General features: G+C 66.7%; 14 protein-coding genes. 3 read left to right on the top strand and 11 right to left on the bottom strand.

Features of this window, described 5'->3' with window-relative positions:
* Window positions 1-4: 4 nt before the first annotated feature.
* Window positions 5-2122: a TonB-dependent receptor gene (locus ACZ1H8_RS12730; RefSeq protein ID WP_465177557.1), complete on the bottom strand. Its 2118-nt coding sequence runs from the start codon at window positions 2120-2122 to the stop codon at window positions 5-7.
* A gap of 240 nt (window positions 2123-2362) precedes the next feature.
* Here ACZ1H8_RS12730 and ACZ1H8_RS12725 point away from each other — a divergent pair, with 240 nt between their 5' ends.
* The 3 genes from ACZ1H8_RS12725 to ACZ1H8_RS12715 are packed head-to-tail and all read left to right on the top strand — an operon-like array spanning window position 2363 to window position 5510.
* Window positions 2363-3580: a class I SAM-dependent methyltransferase gene (locus ACZ1H8_RS12725; protein ID WP_465177556.1), complete on the top strand. Its 1218-nt coding sequence runs from the start codon at window positions 2363-2365 to the stop codon at window positions 3578-3580.
* A 5-nt stretch (window positions 3581-3585) separates the two neighbouring features.
* A complete protein-coding gene (locus tag ACZ1H8_RS12720; RefSeq protein WP_465181392.1) occupies window positions 3586-3939 on the top strand; it encodes a hypothetical protein in 354 nt (117 codons plus the stop codon).
* Complete coding sequence (locus tag ACZ1H8_RS12715) at window positions 3936-5510, top strand: FAD-binding oxidoreductase (protein WP_465177555.1); 1575 nt, start codon at window positions 3936-3938, stop codon at window positions 5508-5510. The genes ACZ1H8_RS12720 and ACZ1H8_RS12715 overlap by 4 nt, the downstream gene beginning before the upstream one ends.
* On the opposite strand, the gene ACZ1H8_RS12710 is transcribed toward ACZ1H8_RS12715, so the two are convergent.
* The 10 genes from ACZ1H8_RS12710 to ACZ1H8_RS12665 form a co-directional block, all read right to left on the bottom strand.
* The gene (locus ACZ1H8_RS12710) at window positions 5507-6007 is read right to left on the bottom strand and encodes a VOC family protein (RefSeq protein WP_465177554.1); all 501 of its coding nucleotides are present in this window, start codon (window positions 6005-6007) and stop codon (window positions 5507-5509) included. The two genes, ACZ1H8_RS12715 and ACZ1H8_RS12710, sit on opposite strands and share 4 nt — an antisense overlap.
* The gene (locus tag ACZ1H8_RS12705) at window positions 6000-6680 is read right to left on the bottom strand and encodes a hypothetical protein (RefSeq protein WP_465177553.1); all 681 of its coding nucleotides are present in this window, start codon (window positions 6678-6680) and stop codon (window positions 6000-6002) included. Before ACZ1H8_RS12705 ends, ACZ1H8_RS12710 begins: the two co-directional genes overlap by 8 nt.
* 34 nt (window positions 6681-6714) lie before the next feature.
* Window positions 6715-7542 (bottom strand): alpha/beta fold hydrolase, encoded by an 828-nt coding sequence (locus ACZ1H8_RS12700; RefSeq protein ID WP_465177552.1) that lies wholly within the window; start codon window positions 7540-7542, stop codon window positions 6715-6717.
* 2 nt (window positions 7543-7544) lie between these two features.
* Complete coding sequence (locus ACZ1H8_RS12695) at window positions 7545-8660, bottom strand: alcohol dehydrogenase catalytic domain-containing protein (protein WP_465177551.1); 1116 nt, start codon at window positions 8658-8660, stop codon at window positions 7545-7547.
* Window positions 8660-9520: an isocitrate lyase/PEP mutase family protein gene (locus ACZ1H8_RS12690; protein WP_465177550.1), complete on the bottom strand. Its 861-nt coding sequence runs from the start codon at window positions 9518-9520 to the stop codon at window positions 8660-8662. Before ACZ1H8_RS12690 ends, ACZ1H8_RS12695 begins: the two co-directional genes overlap by 1 nt.
* The gene (gene leuD / locus ACZ1H8_RS12685) at window positions 9513-10118 is read right to left on the bottom strand and encodes a 3-isopropylmalate dehydratase small subunit (protein WP_465177549.1); all 606 of its coding nucleotides are present in this window, start codon (window positions 10116-10118) and stop codon (window positions 9513-9515) included. The genes ACZ1H8_RS12690 and leuD overlap by 8 nt, the downstream gene beginning before the upstream one ends.
* Window positions 10115-11521 carry a 3-isopropylmalate dehydratase large subunit gene (leuC, locus tag ACZ1H8_RS12680; protein WP_465177548.1) on the bottom strand — a complete coding sequence of 469 codons (1407 nt, stop codon included), beginning with the start codon at window positions 11519-11521 and terminating at the stop codon, window positions 10115-10117. The genes leuD and leuC overlap by 4 nt, the downstream gene beginning before the upstream one ends.
* Window positions 11522-11601: 80 nt before the next feature.
* Complete coding sequence (locus ACZ1H8_RS12675) at window positions 11602-12555, bottom strand: alpha/beta fold hydrolase (protein ID WP_465177547.1); 954 nt, start codon at window positions 12553-12555, stop codon at window positions 11602-11604.
* Window positions 12556-12571: 16 nt separating this feature from the next.
* Window positions 12572-13924, bottom strand: a complete 1353-nt coding sequence (locus tag ACZ1H8_RS12670; RefSeq protein ID WP_465177546.1) for an MFS transporter — start codon at window positions 13922-13924, stop codon at window positions 12572-12574.
* A 28-nt stretch (window positions 13925-13952) separates the two neighbouring features.
* The gene (locus ACZ1H8_RS12665) at window positions 13953-14855 is read right to left on the bottom strand and encodes an alpha/beta hydrolase family protein (protein WP_465177545.1); all 903 of its coding nucleotides are present in this window, start codon (window positions 14853-14855) and stop codon (window positions 13953-13955) included.
* Between the last annotated feature and the right edge of the window lie 126 nt (window positions 14856-14981).

The raw sequence follows: 14981 nt of genomic DNA, 5'->3' as shown, positions 1-14981 counted from the left end.
CCCGTCAGAACTTGTAGCGCAGCGTGCCCAGGACGGTCCGCGGCTCGATCGAGAAGCGGGGTTGCACGACGGAGAAGCCGAAGCCGGTCTGCCAGCCCTCGCGGTTGAGAAGGTTCTTCCCGTTCACCTGCACCGTCCACCGGTCCCACTCGTAACCGACATAGCCAGCCAGGAAGTCCTGTGACGGGATGAAACCGATCTGGGCGTTCTCAGGCGTCGAGAAATAGGAGGCGCGATTGTTGTAATCCGCGCCGAAGATCAGCTTGCCCGGCCCCGCCGCGACGTCGCCATCGAAGCCGACGCTGAACTGATAGCTCGGCAGGCTCGGCGGCTCGTTGTTGATGAGCGTGCCGCCGACACCATTCTCGTCATATTTGCCGTCGTTGAGCGAGCCGTTGGCCCATAGCGTCAGCCACGGGGTGGCGCGCACCGACAGCTCCGCCTCGATGCCCTTGATCGTCATGTCGTAATTCTCGACCAGGAACCCGCCGTCATTGGTGTTCACCGGCTGCTGGCGATCCTTGATCCTGTTGTAGAAGGCCGCGACGTTGATGCGGGCGCGGCGACCGAACAGGTCGGATTTGAGGCCGACTTCATAGGCCTCGGTCACCTGCGGCCTGAACGGCAGGGCAAGCTGTTCCGCGCTGCCGGCGAGGCCGTTATAGCCGCCTGCCTTGAAGCCTTCGCTGTACGAGACATAGGCGAGAATGTCGTCGGTCAGCTTGTAGTTGACGCCAAGCTTCGGCGTGAACTTCTCATAGCTGTTCTTCAGGTTGACCGGCACATTGTCCATGCGCGCGTTCAACTGCTTGTCGTCCACCGTGTAGCGGCCGCCGGCGACGATCGCGAGCCTGTCCGACAGATTGAAGGTCAGCTGGCCGAACCCGGCGAAGCTGTTGGTCCGGATGCTGAAGACCGTGTTGGACGGCGCGAAGAAGATGACCGAGTCGATGTCCTGGCGGCCGCTCTCGTTGAAATAATAGATGCCGGCGAGATATTGCAGGATATCGGACGAGGTCCCGCCGGAGACCTGCAGCTCCTGGCTGAACTGGCGCTGGGTGCCGAACAGCGTGCGATCGAACAGCGCGAGCGGCACCGTGCCGGTCAGACCCAGTGCGGACGGCCGGACCCCGCCCGAGAAATCCTGGCGCCAGCTGTCCTTCAGTTCGGAATAGGCGGTGATCGAGGTGATGCGGCCATTGGGCATGTCGGCCGACAGGCGCAGAGTTCCGCCATATTGCTCGACCTTGGTAAAGGACGGGACCGGCGACTGGACCCGGCGATAGGACCCGCTGTCCGGCACGATCCGTCCATCCGCATCGAGGCGCGTCGCCACGGCATATTGCCCGTCGGTGTCGCCCTTCATGTAAAAGCCGGTCAGTCGCCCCTCGACCGCGTCACCGACATAGGCAAGGTCGGCCTGGACGCCGGTGAAGTCCTCCTTGCCGACCTTCCTGTCCAGGGTCGTGTTGAACTGACGGCCACCGTCGCGCGCACGGACCATCGCGTTGACCGACCCGCGCCATTTGCCGTCCGCACTCAGCGGCGCGGCGATATAGCCGCGCAGACGACGCTCGTTCCAGCTGCCGAAGCCGGCCTCGACACTGCCCTTCAGGGAAGCCGCCGGGCCCTTGGTGATGAAGTTCACCGCGCCTGCGGACGAGTTGCGGCCATAGAGTACGCCCTGTGGCCCGCGGAGCACCTCGATCCGTTCCAGTTCCATGAAGTCGAGCATCGAGGCCGACAGGCGGGCGCGATAGACATCGTCGACATAGATCGCGACTTCGGACTCGGCCGTCACGAACGCCCCGTCGGTGATGCCGCCGCCGCGGATGAACGGCTTGAGCCCCGCCGTTCCACCGGTCACCCCGTCAAACTTCACATTGGGCGCCAGGCGGTTCAGATCCTGCGGGCTCGTCACCGCAAGCCGCTCGACCGTCTCGGCGGAAACCGCGCTCACTGCGACGGGCACGTCCTGCAGCCGTTGGTCGGATCGCTGAGCTGTGACGACGATTTCCTCCAGACCTTCGGCCTCGGGCGGCGCATCCTGCGCATGGCCGGTGGTGGCAATGAGTGCAGACACGAGAATGACGGCGGATCCGCCGCAAAGCTGGTTGCGCATGATGACTCCCCGAGAGTCCGACGTTCGCCGAGCCGGCCATGGTCAGTGGGGCTTGTTGCCCCTGGACCCGACCCTGCCCCCGAGATTTGCGGTCCGTCTGCGCGGCGTCGCGCCGCTATCCGCCAGTCGATCAAGCACCGGCAACGCGCTGCATTGGCAGGGAGGCGGCGCCTAGCTTAATGCAGATCGAGCGACAGCCGACCGCGAGACGCGGCGGTTCGGGCGCGAACGGAGGTCGTGATGCTGAACACCTTTCAACAGGCGCCGCACGCCGTGCTGCCCAAGGCAACGCCCCAGGAGGCCTCGCGGCAGGAGTTCGCGAAGAGCCTGAAGCAATATATCCAGCAGGGCCTGCTGCCTGGCCTGCAGCCCGTCTATCGCGGCCGGGCCGGCAAGCGGTTCGAGCGCGAGGCGGGCCGGGCGCCCGCCGACCGCCACGACATCCGCAAGGCGATGGTGCCCGACACCTATTTCCAGCATTATGCAGCGGTGAACCGGATCAGCCAGGAGCTGCTCTGGGACAGCGTCATCGACAGCATCGACAGCGCGCCCGATGCGCTCCGGGCCGAGGCAGCGGGTGCGTCGGCGGCAAACAAGGGCAAGCTGGTGATCCCCGAGCGGTTCGACGTTCCGCGTTACGTCAGCGCGCTGGACATCCACTGCATGCCGGGCGGCTATGCCGGCGAACCGGGCGAGCAGGACGTCACGCTCGGCGCGCTCTACGACCGCGGCGTGTTCCTCTATGCGATGGGCTATACCGGGCCGAACAATGACGACATGGGCCGTTCGGTCTGCAACTATATCAAGCGCCGCCTGAACGGCTTCACGCCGCGACGCATCCTCGACATGGGCTGCACCGTCGGCCACTCCACCCTGCCCTACAAGGAGCTGTTTCCCGAGGCGGAGGTGTGGGGCATCGACGTGGCCGCGCCCCAGATCCGCTACGCCCATGCCCGCGCCGGCGCGATGGGGTTCGATGTCAACTTCGCCCAGATGAATGCCGAGAGGACGGAGTTCGAGGACGGATATTTCGACCTCGTGGTCAGCCATATCCTGCTGCACGAGACCTCGGGCAAGGCGATGCCGAAGATTTTCGCCGAATGCCACCGACTGCTCGCGCCCGGCGGCTATATGATCCACGCCGATCTGCCGCCGTTCGACCTGATGGATCCGTTCACCCAGTTCATCCTGGACAACGAGACCTATTATAACAACGAGCCGTTCTGGGGTGCGATGCGCGAGCAGGACCAGGTCGCGCTGGCCGAGGCTGCAGGCTTCGCCGCCGACACGATCCGCTTCGATACCGCGCCGATGGCGGTGATGGAGTTCGCCGCCGCGGACGCCGCCGGCTATAGCCAGGATGCCGCCGACAGCGTCGCGGAGCGCGAATTCACCGCCGGCGAATTCGCCCCGGGCGGTGGTTGGGAAGTCCTCATCGCCCAGAAGACAGGCCAGTGACCGATATGACCGACAGCGCAAGGATGCGCCGCGACGCCCGCGGCAAGCGGCCCAGTTTCTACGACACGCCGGGGCTCGACCAGATGATGTCTATGATCATGGTCCTGGCCAGCGAAGTGTCCGTCCTCGCCGACGAGCTCGACTCGATGCAGCGCGTTGCCGCGGCCAATGGCCTCGACCTGAAGAACGGCTTGGCGACGCTGGAACTCGATCAGGCCGCCCTGGAGGCACGCGAGGCGCGCCGCCAGGCGCTGCTCGATCGCCTGTTCTACCTGATGCGCAAGGAAGCCGGTGAGCTCGCCGCGCAGGAAACGAGCGAAACCTATCTCCGCACGATCGACGACATCGCAGTCGGATGAGCGACGGGACCGAGCGGCTGGCGCTCCTGGCCGCGCTGCAAGCGACCATCGGCACCGAGAATGTGCTGATCGGCGACGCGACGCTCGCCCTCACCACCGATGTCTATCGCCGCGCGCAACCCCCGCTCGCGGTGGTCCGGCCGGGCAGCGTCGATGAACTCCAGGCGTTGGTGCGTGTGACGGCGAAGGCCGGGATCAAGCTGTCTCTCCGGGGCGGCGGCGCGTCCTATACCGACGGCTACATCCCCTTCGCTTCCGACATGGTCGTGATCGACCTGGGCCGGCTCGATCGCATCATCGCGATCGACGAGGTGAACGGCCATGTCACGGTCGAGGCCGGGGTCACCTGGGCGGCCCTTCGGGATACGCTGGTCGAACGCGGTCTGCGCACGCCCTTCTGGGGTCCATTCTCCGGATTGGCGGCGACGATCGGCGGATCGATGTCGCAGAACACGATCAGTCATGGGTCCGGGGCTTACGGCATTTCGGCGGATTCGGTCCTGTCCTATGACGTGGTGACCGCCGACGGGTCGCTGCTTTCCACGGGCACGGCTGCAGCCGGTACCCTTCCTTTCACGCGTCACTTCGGGCCGGATCTGACCGGTGTCTTCAGCGGCGATTGCGGCGCGCTGGGCATCAAGGCGCGCGTGACTTTGCCCCTGCTTCGCAGCCGCCCCGCGCACCGTCCGATTTCCTTCGCCTTTCCGGACCTCGCATCGATGCACGAGGCGATGCGCCGGGTGGCGATCGAGCGGATCGAGGACACGCATTTCTCGCTCGACGCCGCATTGTCGCAGGGGCAGATCGCACGCCAGGAGCGCGCCGGCGCGACGCTCGACATGGCGCTGTCGATCCTGCGCAGTTCGCCCTCGCTGGCGGCGGGAACGAAGCAGCTGGTGCATGCCGCGACCACCGCGCGGCGGACGATCCGCAAATCGGCGTTCATGGTCCATTACATCGTCGAGGGGCTCGACGATGCCGAGGTCAAGGCGAGGCTTCACCGCATCCGCCAGCTCGTGACCGGGTTCGGCCATGAGATTCCCGCGACCGTGCCCGCTGTGGTGCGCGGCATGCCATTCGCGCCGCTGTTCAACACGCTGGGCCCGGCCGGCGAGCGCTGGGTGCCGCTCCACGGCATCCTGCCGCACAGCCGCGTTGCCGATTTCGAGCGCGATTATCGCGCGTTGCTCGCCGGGCGCGATGCAGAGCTGAAGCGCTTGGGCATCTGGCTTGGCGGCATGTTCGCGACGGTAGGCTCGGGCGGCTTCCTCTATGAGATCGCGATCTACTGGCCGGACGAGATCACCGACTATCATCGTGCCGCGGTGCCCGCCGATTACCTAGCCGGCCTGCCGACCTATCCGGCAAGCCCGGAAGCGCGCGACTATGTCCATCAGCTCAAGTCGGCGATCATCGACCTGTTCGTTCAGCATGGCGCGACCAATTTCCAGCTGGGCAAGGCCTATCCCTATGCCGACCGGTTGAAGCCGGAACCGCTGTCGCTGATCCGGTCGCTCAAGGCGGCGCTGGATCCGGACAATCGACTCTCGCCCGGCAATCTGGGGCTTTAGGCCCCCTCGCGTCCGGTCAATTCCTGCTCGGCCGGGTCGGTTTCGACCAGGTTGAGCAGCACGCCGTCCGGGTCGCGCAGGCACACTTCCAGTTGCGCGCGATGATCCATGCGGAACAGCTCCGGTTCGGGCGACCATGTCGCGCCGGCGGCACGAAGGGCGGCGAGTGTCGCGTGGATGTCGCGCACGTAGAAGACCAGCGCGACCTCGCCGACCTGTGCCGCCCCGGTGCGCGGAGGGGGCGCCACCGGTTCCAGCGCGGGATCGATGCGGAAAAGGCCGATCATGCCGTAGTTCGGCCCACCGCGCTTCACGATCCGCACCGCGAGCGACCCATGATCGGAGAAGCCGAGGATGGTCGATGCCGAGCGGTCGGTCAGCACGCCTTCCCAATAGACCTGCTCGAACCCCAGCGCAGAATAGAAGGCCGCTGCGCGATCGAGGTCGCGGACGAAGATCGTGCCGCGGATGAGCGCCGATACGTCGCCGCTATTCATCGATTCGCTCCAGTTCGTACCAGGTCTCGATCAGCGGCCAGCGCATGCACAGGAAGACGCAGTCCCCCTCCCGGACCCACAGATCGGCCGGTGGCCAGTCCGCCCGCCAGCGCAGGGCGTATCGCCGCGCGGCGAAGTCGCCGGCGGCGACCCGAATCGGCTCAGTGCCCAGATAGGCGATCTCGATCGCCATCTTATGTGCGCCCGGCGCCTCGTCGCCATTGGGCGAGATCGAATTGGTGACTGCCGCGACGGGCAGATACTCGCCGATTGCGTGCATGCCCCGGGCTTCGACGATCAATGCGTCGCCCTGCAAGGGGTGTAGCCCGAGATAGGGCAGACGGCCTTCGGTCTCGATCCTCTGGACCGTCATGCCACCGCCGCCGGCCTGCGCCGCCACGTCGACGGAGGTGTCGCCCACCGTGAACCAATGGGTCGCAATTGCCGCGCCGGCGCGGACCAGACGGCAAAACCCGTCCCGCGGCCGCCAGTCGGCGTCGGTCGCGATCGTCACATCGCGAAGCAGGCCGATCTCGTCGATTTCACACATCGCCCGCAGGACGTGACCGCCGTCATGGGAGATGAGTTCGAACCGCTCCCGCCCGACCGACCGGCCGTCGCTGGCGCGATAGGCGATCGAGCCGGCTTTCGTGACGGGTGAAGCGTGCGTCACAGGCGGTCCTCAGTCCGCTGGGCACAGCCGCCCGTCAGCGCCCCAGGTCCAACTCGGCAACGAAGTCGGCGATGGCGTCGGCCCATTGCCTGGGTTCCTGATCGACGATGTCGATCCCGCCGCCCTCGATCTCGGCATAGGCGAAGTCGGGACGCAATGCTCGCGCAGCGACCGCCGCGTCATGAATCATGTCGCCGCTATTGGTCAGGATCAGAGCCGGCACGGTGAGCGCGCGGATCGCACTGGCATGGTCATAGCCGAACGCTGCATAATGTCCGTGCCAATAGGGTCCGCGCGCCACCATGGCCTGGGTCACATAGTCGTTCAGCCGCTCGACGCTGATCGTGCCGTCGGCGTATCGGGCGCGCGTTTCGTACATTGCGGCCATATGCGCTGCACCGGGGAGCGGAACGAAGCCCTTCTCCCGTTCGGCATATTCGTCTCGCATCGCAAGGCGTTGCTGATCGGACATGACCAACGTGCCGCCCATCACGACCGCATCGACACGATCGGGATGCCGCAGGCCGACTTCGGTGGCGACGAGCGCCCCGGTGTGATGCCCGGCGACGATCGCGCGGTCGATGCCGAGCGCATCGAGCACGGGCATGACCACAGCGCTGAAATCCGCGACCGTCGGCACATCCGCCGTCGCATCCGACAGGCCGAAGCCCGGCATGTCGATCGCGATGGGGCGCAGGCCGCGCGCGACGAGTGGTCCGAACACGTTCGTGAACTGATCCGAATGCATCACGGCCTGGTGCAGCAGGACCAGCGGACGGCCATCGGGCGCCATCTGGTAATGGATCTGGCCGAATGGACCATCGGCGTAGCCGCGGCGCATGCTGATCGATTGTGTCGCCATGGTCACGGCACCATGACCTGGCGGATCGCCCTGCCGTCCGCGAGTTCGTCAAGCAATTCGTTGATCTCGCCGAGCGGACGCACCGAGGTGAGCAGTCGCTCGACCGGCAGCCGCCCCGCTCGCCACATCGCGATATATCGCGGCAGATCGCGCGCCGGAACCGACGATCCCATATAGCTACCGATCAGCGTCTTGCCGTCGGCGACCAGTGCCACCGCGGGAATTTCGAACATTTCCGCCGGGTTGGGCAGGCCGACCGTGACGATCCGCCCGCCGCGCCGTGCCGCGGCATAGGCCGCCCGGAGCACCGCCGCCTTGCCGACGGTTTCGATGACGACGTCGGGCGCCCGCTCGGGGAATAGTCCGGCAAAATCGACGCCCGGTTCGATCGCCAGAGCGCCGCATTGCTCGGCGATCGCGCGCTTCTCGGGCGACGGGTCGATCGCGACGACCGGCGCCGCGCCACTTGCCACCGCCGCGAGCAGCGCCGACAGTCCCACGCCGCCAAGGCCATAGATCAGGACGGACTCGCCCCGCTTCACCACGGCCGAGTTCATCACCGCCCCCGCCCCGGTCAGCACCGCGCAGCCGAACAGCGCGGCGATTTCCGCCGGCATGTCGGCATCGACCTTCACCGCCGAGCGGCGATCGACCACCACATGCGTGGCGAAGGCCGACACGCCGAGATGGTGATGTACGTCACCGCATGCATCATGCAGGCGCCGTCCGCCGTTGAGCAGCCGCCCCTCGCCATTCGCTGCCGCACCCTTGCCGCACATGAACGGCTCGCCCGCCTGGCAGCGCGCGCACTCACCGCATGCCGGGAGGAAGGCGAGGATCACGCGATCACCGACTGCAAAGCCGGGATCCTCCGGCGTGCCGGTGGCCTCGACGATGCCGGTCGCCTCATGCCCCAGCGCCATCGGCATCGGCCGCGGCCGGTCGCCGTTCACCACCGACAGGTCCGAATGGCAAAGCCCTGCCGCGTCGATCCGGATCAGCAGCTCGCCGCCGCGCGGCGGATCGAGCGTCAGCTTGGCCAGCTCGAGCGGTGCATGGTCGCGATACGGCCGGGCGTGCCCGCCCGACTGTTTGAGCACGGCAGCGGTGATCTCCATCAGTCCGCTTGCCCCCACTTCTTGTCGAACGCCCACACGTCCTCGAACCCGATCATGCTGCAGAAGGTCTTGAAGTCGAACAGCGGAATCTCGCCGGGCTCGCCGTCCAGGTCGTCGCGCAGGCGGATCAGCGCCTGCTCGACCGCTGCCGCGGACACGAGGCTGGTCAGCGAGGGATAGATAGCGAAGGCGAAGCCGATTTCGGCGAGCACGTCGCCCTTCATCGGCGGCGTCAGCCCGCCATTGGCCATGTTGACGAGCACCGGCTGGTCGAACGTCTCGCAGACCTTGCGCATCTCCTCCTCGCTGGTCAGCGCCTCGGGGAAGAGGATGTCGGCACCTGCCTTGGCATAGGCTTCAAGACGGCGCAGCGTACCGTCCATCCCCTCGGACGCGCGGGCGTCGGTGCGGGCAATGATCAGCATGTCCTCGCGGGCGTCGACCGCGACCTTGACCTTCTCGGCCATGTCCTGTGCGGACACGACGCGCTTGTACGGCGTGTGGCCGCACTTCTTGGGAAATTCCTGGTCCTCGAGCTGGATCGCCGAGATTCCCGCAGCCTCATAGCCGCGCACGGTGTGGTGAACGTTGAGCAGGCCGCCAAAGCCGGTGTCGGCGTCGGCGATCAGCGCAGCCTTGCACGTGCGGCGCACGGTCTGCATCCGGTCGAGCATCTGATTGTAGCTGACCAGGCCCGCATCGGGCAGGCCATAGGCCGAGGCGGTGAGCCAATAGCCGCTGCCATAGGCGATGTCGAAGCCGACGCGGTCGACGATCGTTGCGGTGATCATGTCCTGTACGCCAGGCACGACGAAGAACTTCCCTGCCGCCAGCTTGTCGCGCAATCTCGTGTCAGCCATTCACAATGCTCCTTGTCCATAGCCAGGGGAACGCTGCGCGCTGCCCCGCCTCGTAAGTCCGAATATCGGCGCCATGCAGCGCCCGGATGCGTGCAATCTCGTTCCAGCCGTTGAGCAGCGCCTCGCGCCGGTCATCCGGCACATCGAAAGCGATCGGCGTTTGGCCAGCAGCAGCGATGGTCCGGGCCGTCAGATCGACCTCGATCCCCCGACCGGCCTCGGCCGCGGTCCGCAGTGCGGCGACGCTTGGCGCGCCCAGAACGACCGGCAACATGCCGTTCTTGAAACAATTGGAGTAGAAGATCTCGCCGAAGCTTTCCGCGACGATCACCCGAATCCCCAGTCCGGCCAGCGCCCAGGGCGCGTGTTCGCGGCTGGATCCGCAGCCGAAATTCGGGCCTGCGAGCAGGATCGGCTCAGCGCTCTCGGCATCCGGCGCGAGGTGGAAATCACCGTCGCGGCGGTCGTGAAAGGCGTAGCGCCCGAGCCCCTTCTTCTCGGTGATCAGCAGGAAGCGCGCGGGAAAGATGATATCGGTGTCGATATCGGCATCGGGCAGCGACCAGGCCTGACCGGCGACGGTGACCAGCGGAGTCATACCCGTTCCCTCACATCGACGATGCGTCCGGCGATGGCGGCGGCGGCGACCATGGCCGGGCTCATCAGATGCGTGCGAGCGCCGGCGCCCTGCCGCCCCTCGAAATTGCGGTTCGAGGTAGAGGCACAGCGCGCGCCGGCGGGCAGGCGATCGTCGTTCATCGCGACGCATAAGGAGCAGCCCGGCTCGCGCCATTCGAAGCCGGCGGCGGTGAAGATCCGGTCGAGACCCTCAGCCTCCGCCTGTGCCTTGACCGCCATGGAGCCTGGCACCACGAGCGCGCGGACATGGGCCGCAACATGGCGGTTGTCGACGATCGCGGCCGCGGCTCGCAGATCCTCGATCCGCCCGTTCGTGCAACTGCCGATAAACGCATGGTCGATCGCAAGGCCGGCGATCGCAGCACCGCCTTCCACATCCATGTAGCGCAGCGCCTTCGCCGCGGTCTCGCCATTCGAGACCGGGATCTTGGAATCGATGGCCATCACCTGGCCGGGGCTGGTGCCATAGGTCACCTGCGGCGCGATTCCGGCCGCGTCGATCCTGATGTCGGCGTCGAAGATCGCATCGGGGTCGCTGGCCAACGTCTGCCAATAGGCAATGGCCGCTTCCCAGTCGGCGCCATCAGGCGCCCGCGGCCGCCCCTGGACATAGGCGAAGGTCGTTTCATCCGGGGCGACCAGGCCCGTGCGGGACCCGGCTTCGATGACCATGTTGCACAGCGTCATCCGCCCTTCCATCGAGAGCGCGCGCACCGCGTCGCCCGCGAACTCGACGGCGAAGCCGGTCGCACCCGATGCACCGACCTGGCCGATGAACGCCAACGCCATGTCCTTGGCACTGATGCCGGGCGACAGCGCACCCTCGAAGGTCACGCGCATCCGCCGGGCCTTTTCCTGCCACAGCGCCTGTGTGGCCATGACGATGCCGCACTCGCTGGCGCCGATGCCGAACGCCAGTGCGCCGAATGCGCCATGCGTCGAGGTGTGGCTGTCGCCGCACACCAAGGTGATCCCTGGCAGAGTGAAGCCTTGCTCGGGGCTGACGACATGGACGATGCCCTGCCCCGGGCCGGTCAGCGCGAGATATTCGATGCCGAACTCGGCACAATTCCGCTCGAGCAGCGCGACCTGCGCGCGGGCCATGGGATCTGCGATCGGCTGGTCACGATCATGGGTCGGGACGCTGTGGTCGGCCACGGCCAGTTGCGTGGCGGGACGATGGACCGGGAGGCCGTCGTCGCGCAGCATCTGGAAGGATTGCGGCGTGCTGACTTCGTGCAGCAGGTGGCGGTCGATATAGAGCAGGGTCTGCCCGTCGCCGCCCTCGACGACGACATGCGCGTCCCACAGCTTGTCGTAAAGCGTGCGGCCGGTTCCGGATGAGGTGATGTTAACCGTCATGATGATGTTCGCGGGTGCGCCTGTCGGAGCTGCAGAACAAGCGAGCCCCGGTGGCTCTCCGCTCTACGGACACGCCGCGCTCAGCGCGCCGCCTTGAGCCAGGCCAGGACCAGGTCGGCGTAGCGGTCGGGCACTTCGACCGGCGGATAATGACCGACATCCTCCATCGCGATGAACGACCGGCCCTTCACATTCTTGAGATAGTCGAACAGCTTTTCGCCGAGATAGGGCGGCAGAACCGGGTCGCGCATCCCCCAGATGATCAAGGTCGGCGCCGTCACCGCGTCGAGCCGTGCCATCGTCGCCGCCTTGTTCGAGGTCAGCGCCTGAAGCCCGGTATAATTGGGATCGATTCCGCGCAGGTTGTAACTGTAATAAGCGTCGACCTGCCGCTCGGTGATCCGCGACTTGTCACCCCACAGCCATTCGAAATAGGTCCGCCAGAAGGCGCGGTCTTCAAGGCCGTTCGCCTTGGCCCGCGCATTCGCCGCTTCCATGTCAGGCGTCAGCACCGGCTTGAGTTCGTTGACCGGATCGGACGGCGTGTTCGACAGCACCAGGCCGTCGACCATCGCGGGATAGGTCGCCGCGAAATAATAAGCGAGCGTGCCGCCGCTCGACGTGCCGAGCACGGTCGCCTTGCGGACGCCGAGCTTGTCGAGGAACTGCTTGACCATGTTCTCGGGCGAACCGACCGCGGCGATCGCCTCTTTCGAGATCGGACCGGACAGCGCGTGCGGCGGCTGGTCGAAGCGGACGACGCGGTAATGCTTCACCAGTTTCACGACCATGGGATCCCAGCTGGCCAGCGAGCTGCGCGAGCCGTGTAGCAGCAGCAATACCGGCCCTTTGCCCTCGTCGCGATAGCGCAGCTCGACCCCGCCGGCGATCTTCATATAGCGGTCGGCGGGCGTGCCGAGCTTCGCGCGAAGCTCCGCCAGGGGCACCTTTTTTGGCGCATCGAGCGATTGCGCGGCGGCAACGCCGGGGATGGCCATGAGGACGGCCGTGGCCAGGGCGAGGAGACGACGCATGAAGCAGCCTTTCAGGTCAGCGATTGGGCGAGAGACGCATCAGCAGCGCGCCCAGCATGTTGAGGAGTCCCGGCACGATGCCGAATGCGACCATCACCCCGGTCAGCGCCTGTTCCGATTGCGGCAGCCCCGCCACGGCCCGCGCACTGTCGAAACCGAACCCGCTGAAGATCAGTCCGGTCAACAGCGTTCCGCCGAGCGCGAAGGCGATCTTGTCGGTCGCGATCCACGCGGCCGAATACAGGCCCGCGCGGCGCTCGTCCTCGGCCGCGACGTCGGCCACCATCGAGAAGCCCAACATCGCCCAGCCGGAGTTTCCAACTGCCGCCAGGAAGGACAGCGCCAGCGCCGCTTCCGCCCCCCAGCTGGCCCCGAACGCCCAGACGAAATAGCACATGCCGTGGAACAGGCCGCCTGCGACATAGCAGTTGCGCTTGCCGAACCGCGCGGCCAGCGCGACCCAGATCGGCTGCGCGACGAGGATGCCGACGCATGCGGCCATGACGATGCCACCTACCAGCGTCAGCGCATCGGCTCGGCCCATATTGTAGCTGAGAAAATAGAGGATGGCGGCATAGGACATGCCCTGTCCGACCAACTGCATGAGGTTGGCGCCGAGCATGATCGAGAATTTCGGCGCCAGCAGCGCGCGCACCGCCTCGCCCGCGGACATGCGCACGCGTGGGCCATCTGGAAGGATTTCGGTCCGGCCGCGAGACGCGCTGCGCGCGCCGAACCACGCGATCAGCAGCGCGACGGGGCAGATGATCGCCAGCACGACCGCCATCAGCTCGTAACCGCGGGCGCCCCCGCCGAAATGCTGGACCAGTCCAGGCGCGATGCCACCGGACAGCATGACGCCCGCGGCGGTGAACGCCAGCCGCCACGCCATCAGGACATTGCGCTGACGCGGGGTCGCGGTCAGTTCGCCGGCCAGCGCAAGATAGGGCACCGAGAAGCTGGCGAAGACGATCATGTACAGGCTGAACACCGCCGCGACATAGGCGATCTGCACGCCGGTCGAGGCCTGCGGCACATGGAAGAGGAGGAGCATCGCAGCCGGCGCGCCGAGCGCTCCGACCAGAAGCCAGTTGCGGCGGGGGAAGCGCCGCTTCCAGCGATCGGACATCACGCCGACCAGCAAGTCGCTGCCGACGCCCCAGACGAGTTTCGGCACGAAGATCGCGGTGCCGGCGATCGCCGGCGCGATGCCGAGCACGGAGGTCATGAAGAACAGCAGCAACAGCGACGGCAAATCGCGGAATACCTGGCCCGCGACCTGGCCGAAGCTATAGGCGACGATCGGCGCCATCGCGAGACGCGGCGCCGGCGTCTCCGCCATCGGATCGGTCATCGTCGTCGCGGTCATGGCTGTCGTTCCAACTGGCTGGAGTATGTCATTTGCGAGTCAGCTGAACCGGGCCGGCAGCCGCCAGGCGGCCGTCGAGCGCGCGGCGCGACCTGGCGTCCCGCCCCGAAAAGCCGTTCATGAACAGGGTGGAGAGGTGGATCGCGGTCGCCAGCTGCGCCGTCTGGCGTACGCCATCGATCTCGCGGCAGATCAGCCCGCCGAAATAATGGTCGACGCCCCCCAGCACGAGCGCATAGCGGTCGCCGCCGGCACTGGCTGCATCATAGGCCGCAAGGTGCCCGCGCCAGCCGGCGGGGTCGGTCGATCCCTGCGGCACGTCGCGGTCGCCGGTCTGAATGAATGCGGGGACGGCAAGTTTCGCATAGCCCGCCAGGTCGATCAGCGGCGGGGTGATGCCCGGCGGCGAAAAGGCGACGACCGCGGCCACCCGCGGCTGGCGCTGCGTGCTCGTGACGCCTTCGGGCATCATCGCCTGAGCGCCGCCCATCGTGAGTGCGGTCAGTCCGCCATAGCTATGGCCCGCCGCAATGAAGCGCTCGGCCGGGATCGCCTGAGAGACCGCCCGCATATCCTCGATCCGCGCCTTCCAGCTGGCAAGGCCGGCAAAGTCCTTGGTCTGCGGATGATCGGTCGAATCGACGTGCAGCGGCGCCAGGATCTCGTAGCCGGCATCGGCCCATGGCCCCAGCAGCCGCTCATATTTCCAGGGTGCCGACGCCGCCCCGTGCGAGAAGGCGATCACGCCGTTGCGGCGTCCGATCGGTGCCCAGCGCCACACATCGACGGAACGGCCTTCGGCAGTGGTCAGCGTGATCTTGCTCGCCGGCGTCGCACCCGCCGCAGCCGCGCCACACGCAGTGAGCAGCGTCAGCCCGGCAGCACCCTGAAGCAGCAGGCGGCGCGAGACGATGTCGGACTCAGAACGCATGGACAGCTCCCCCGCTGACATTGCAGTGCAACGGCATGTATCGGGGAGTATCCGCACGCAAGCGCCCCCATCGCGAGCATGCGCGGTTAAACTATCCGCCTGCCGGAGACGTCGCGTGCCCTCCCC

Source organism: Sphingomonas sp. BL-S-25 (assembly GCF_055521555.1).
The sequence above is the reverse complement of the archived record's forward strand: the minus strand, read 5'-3'. Positions and strand labels throughout refer to the sequence as shown.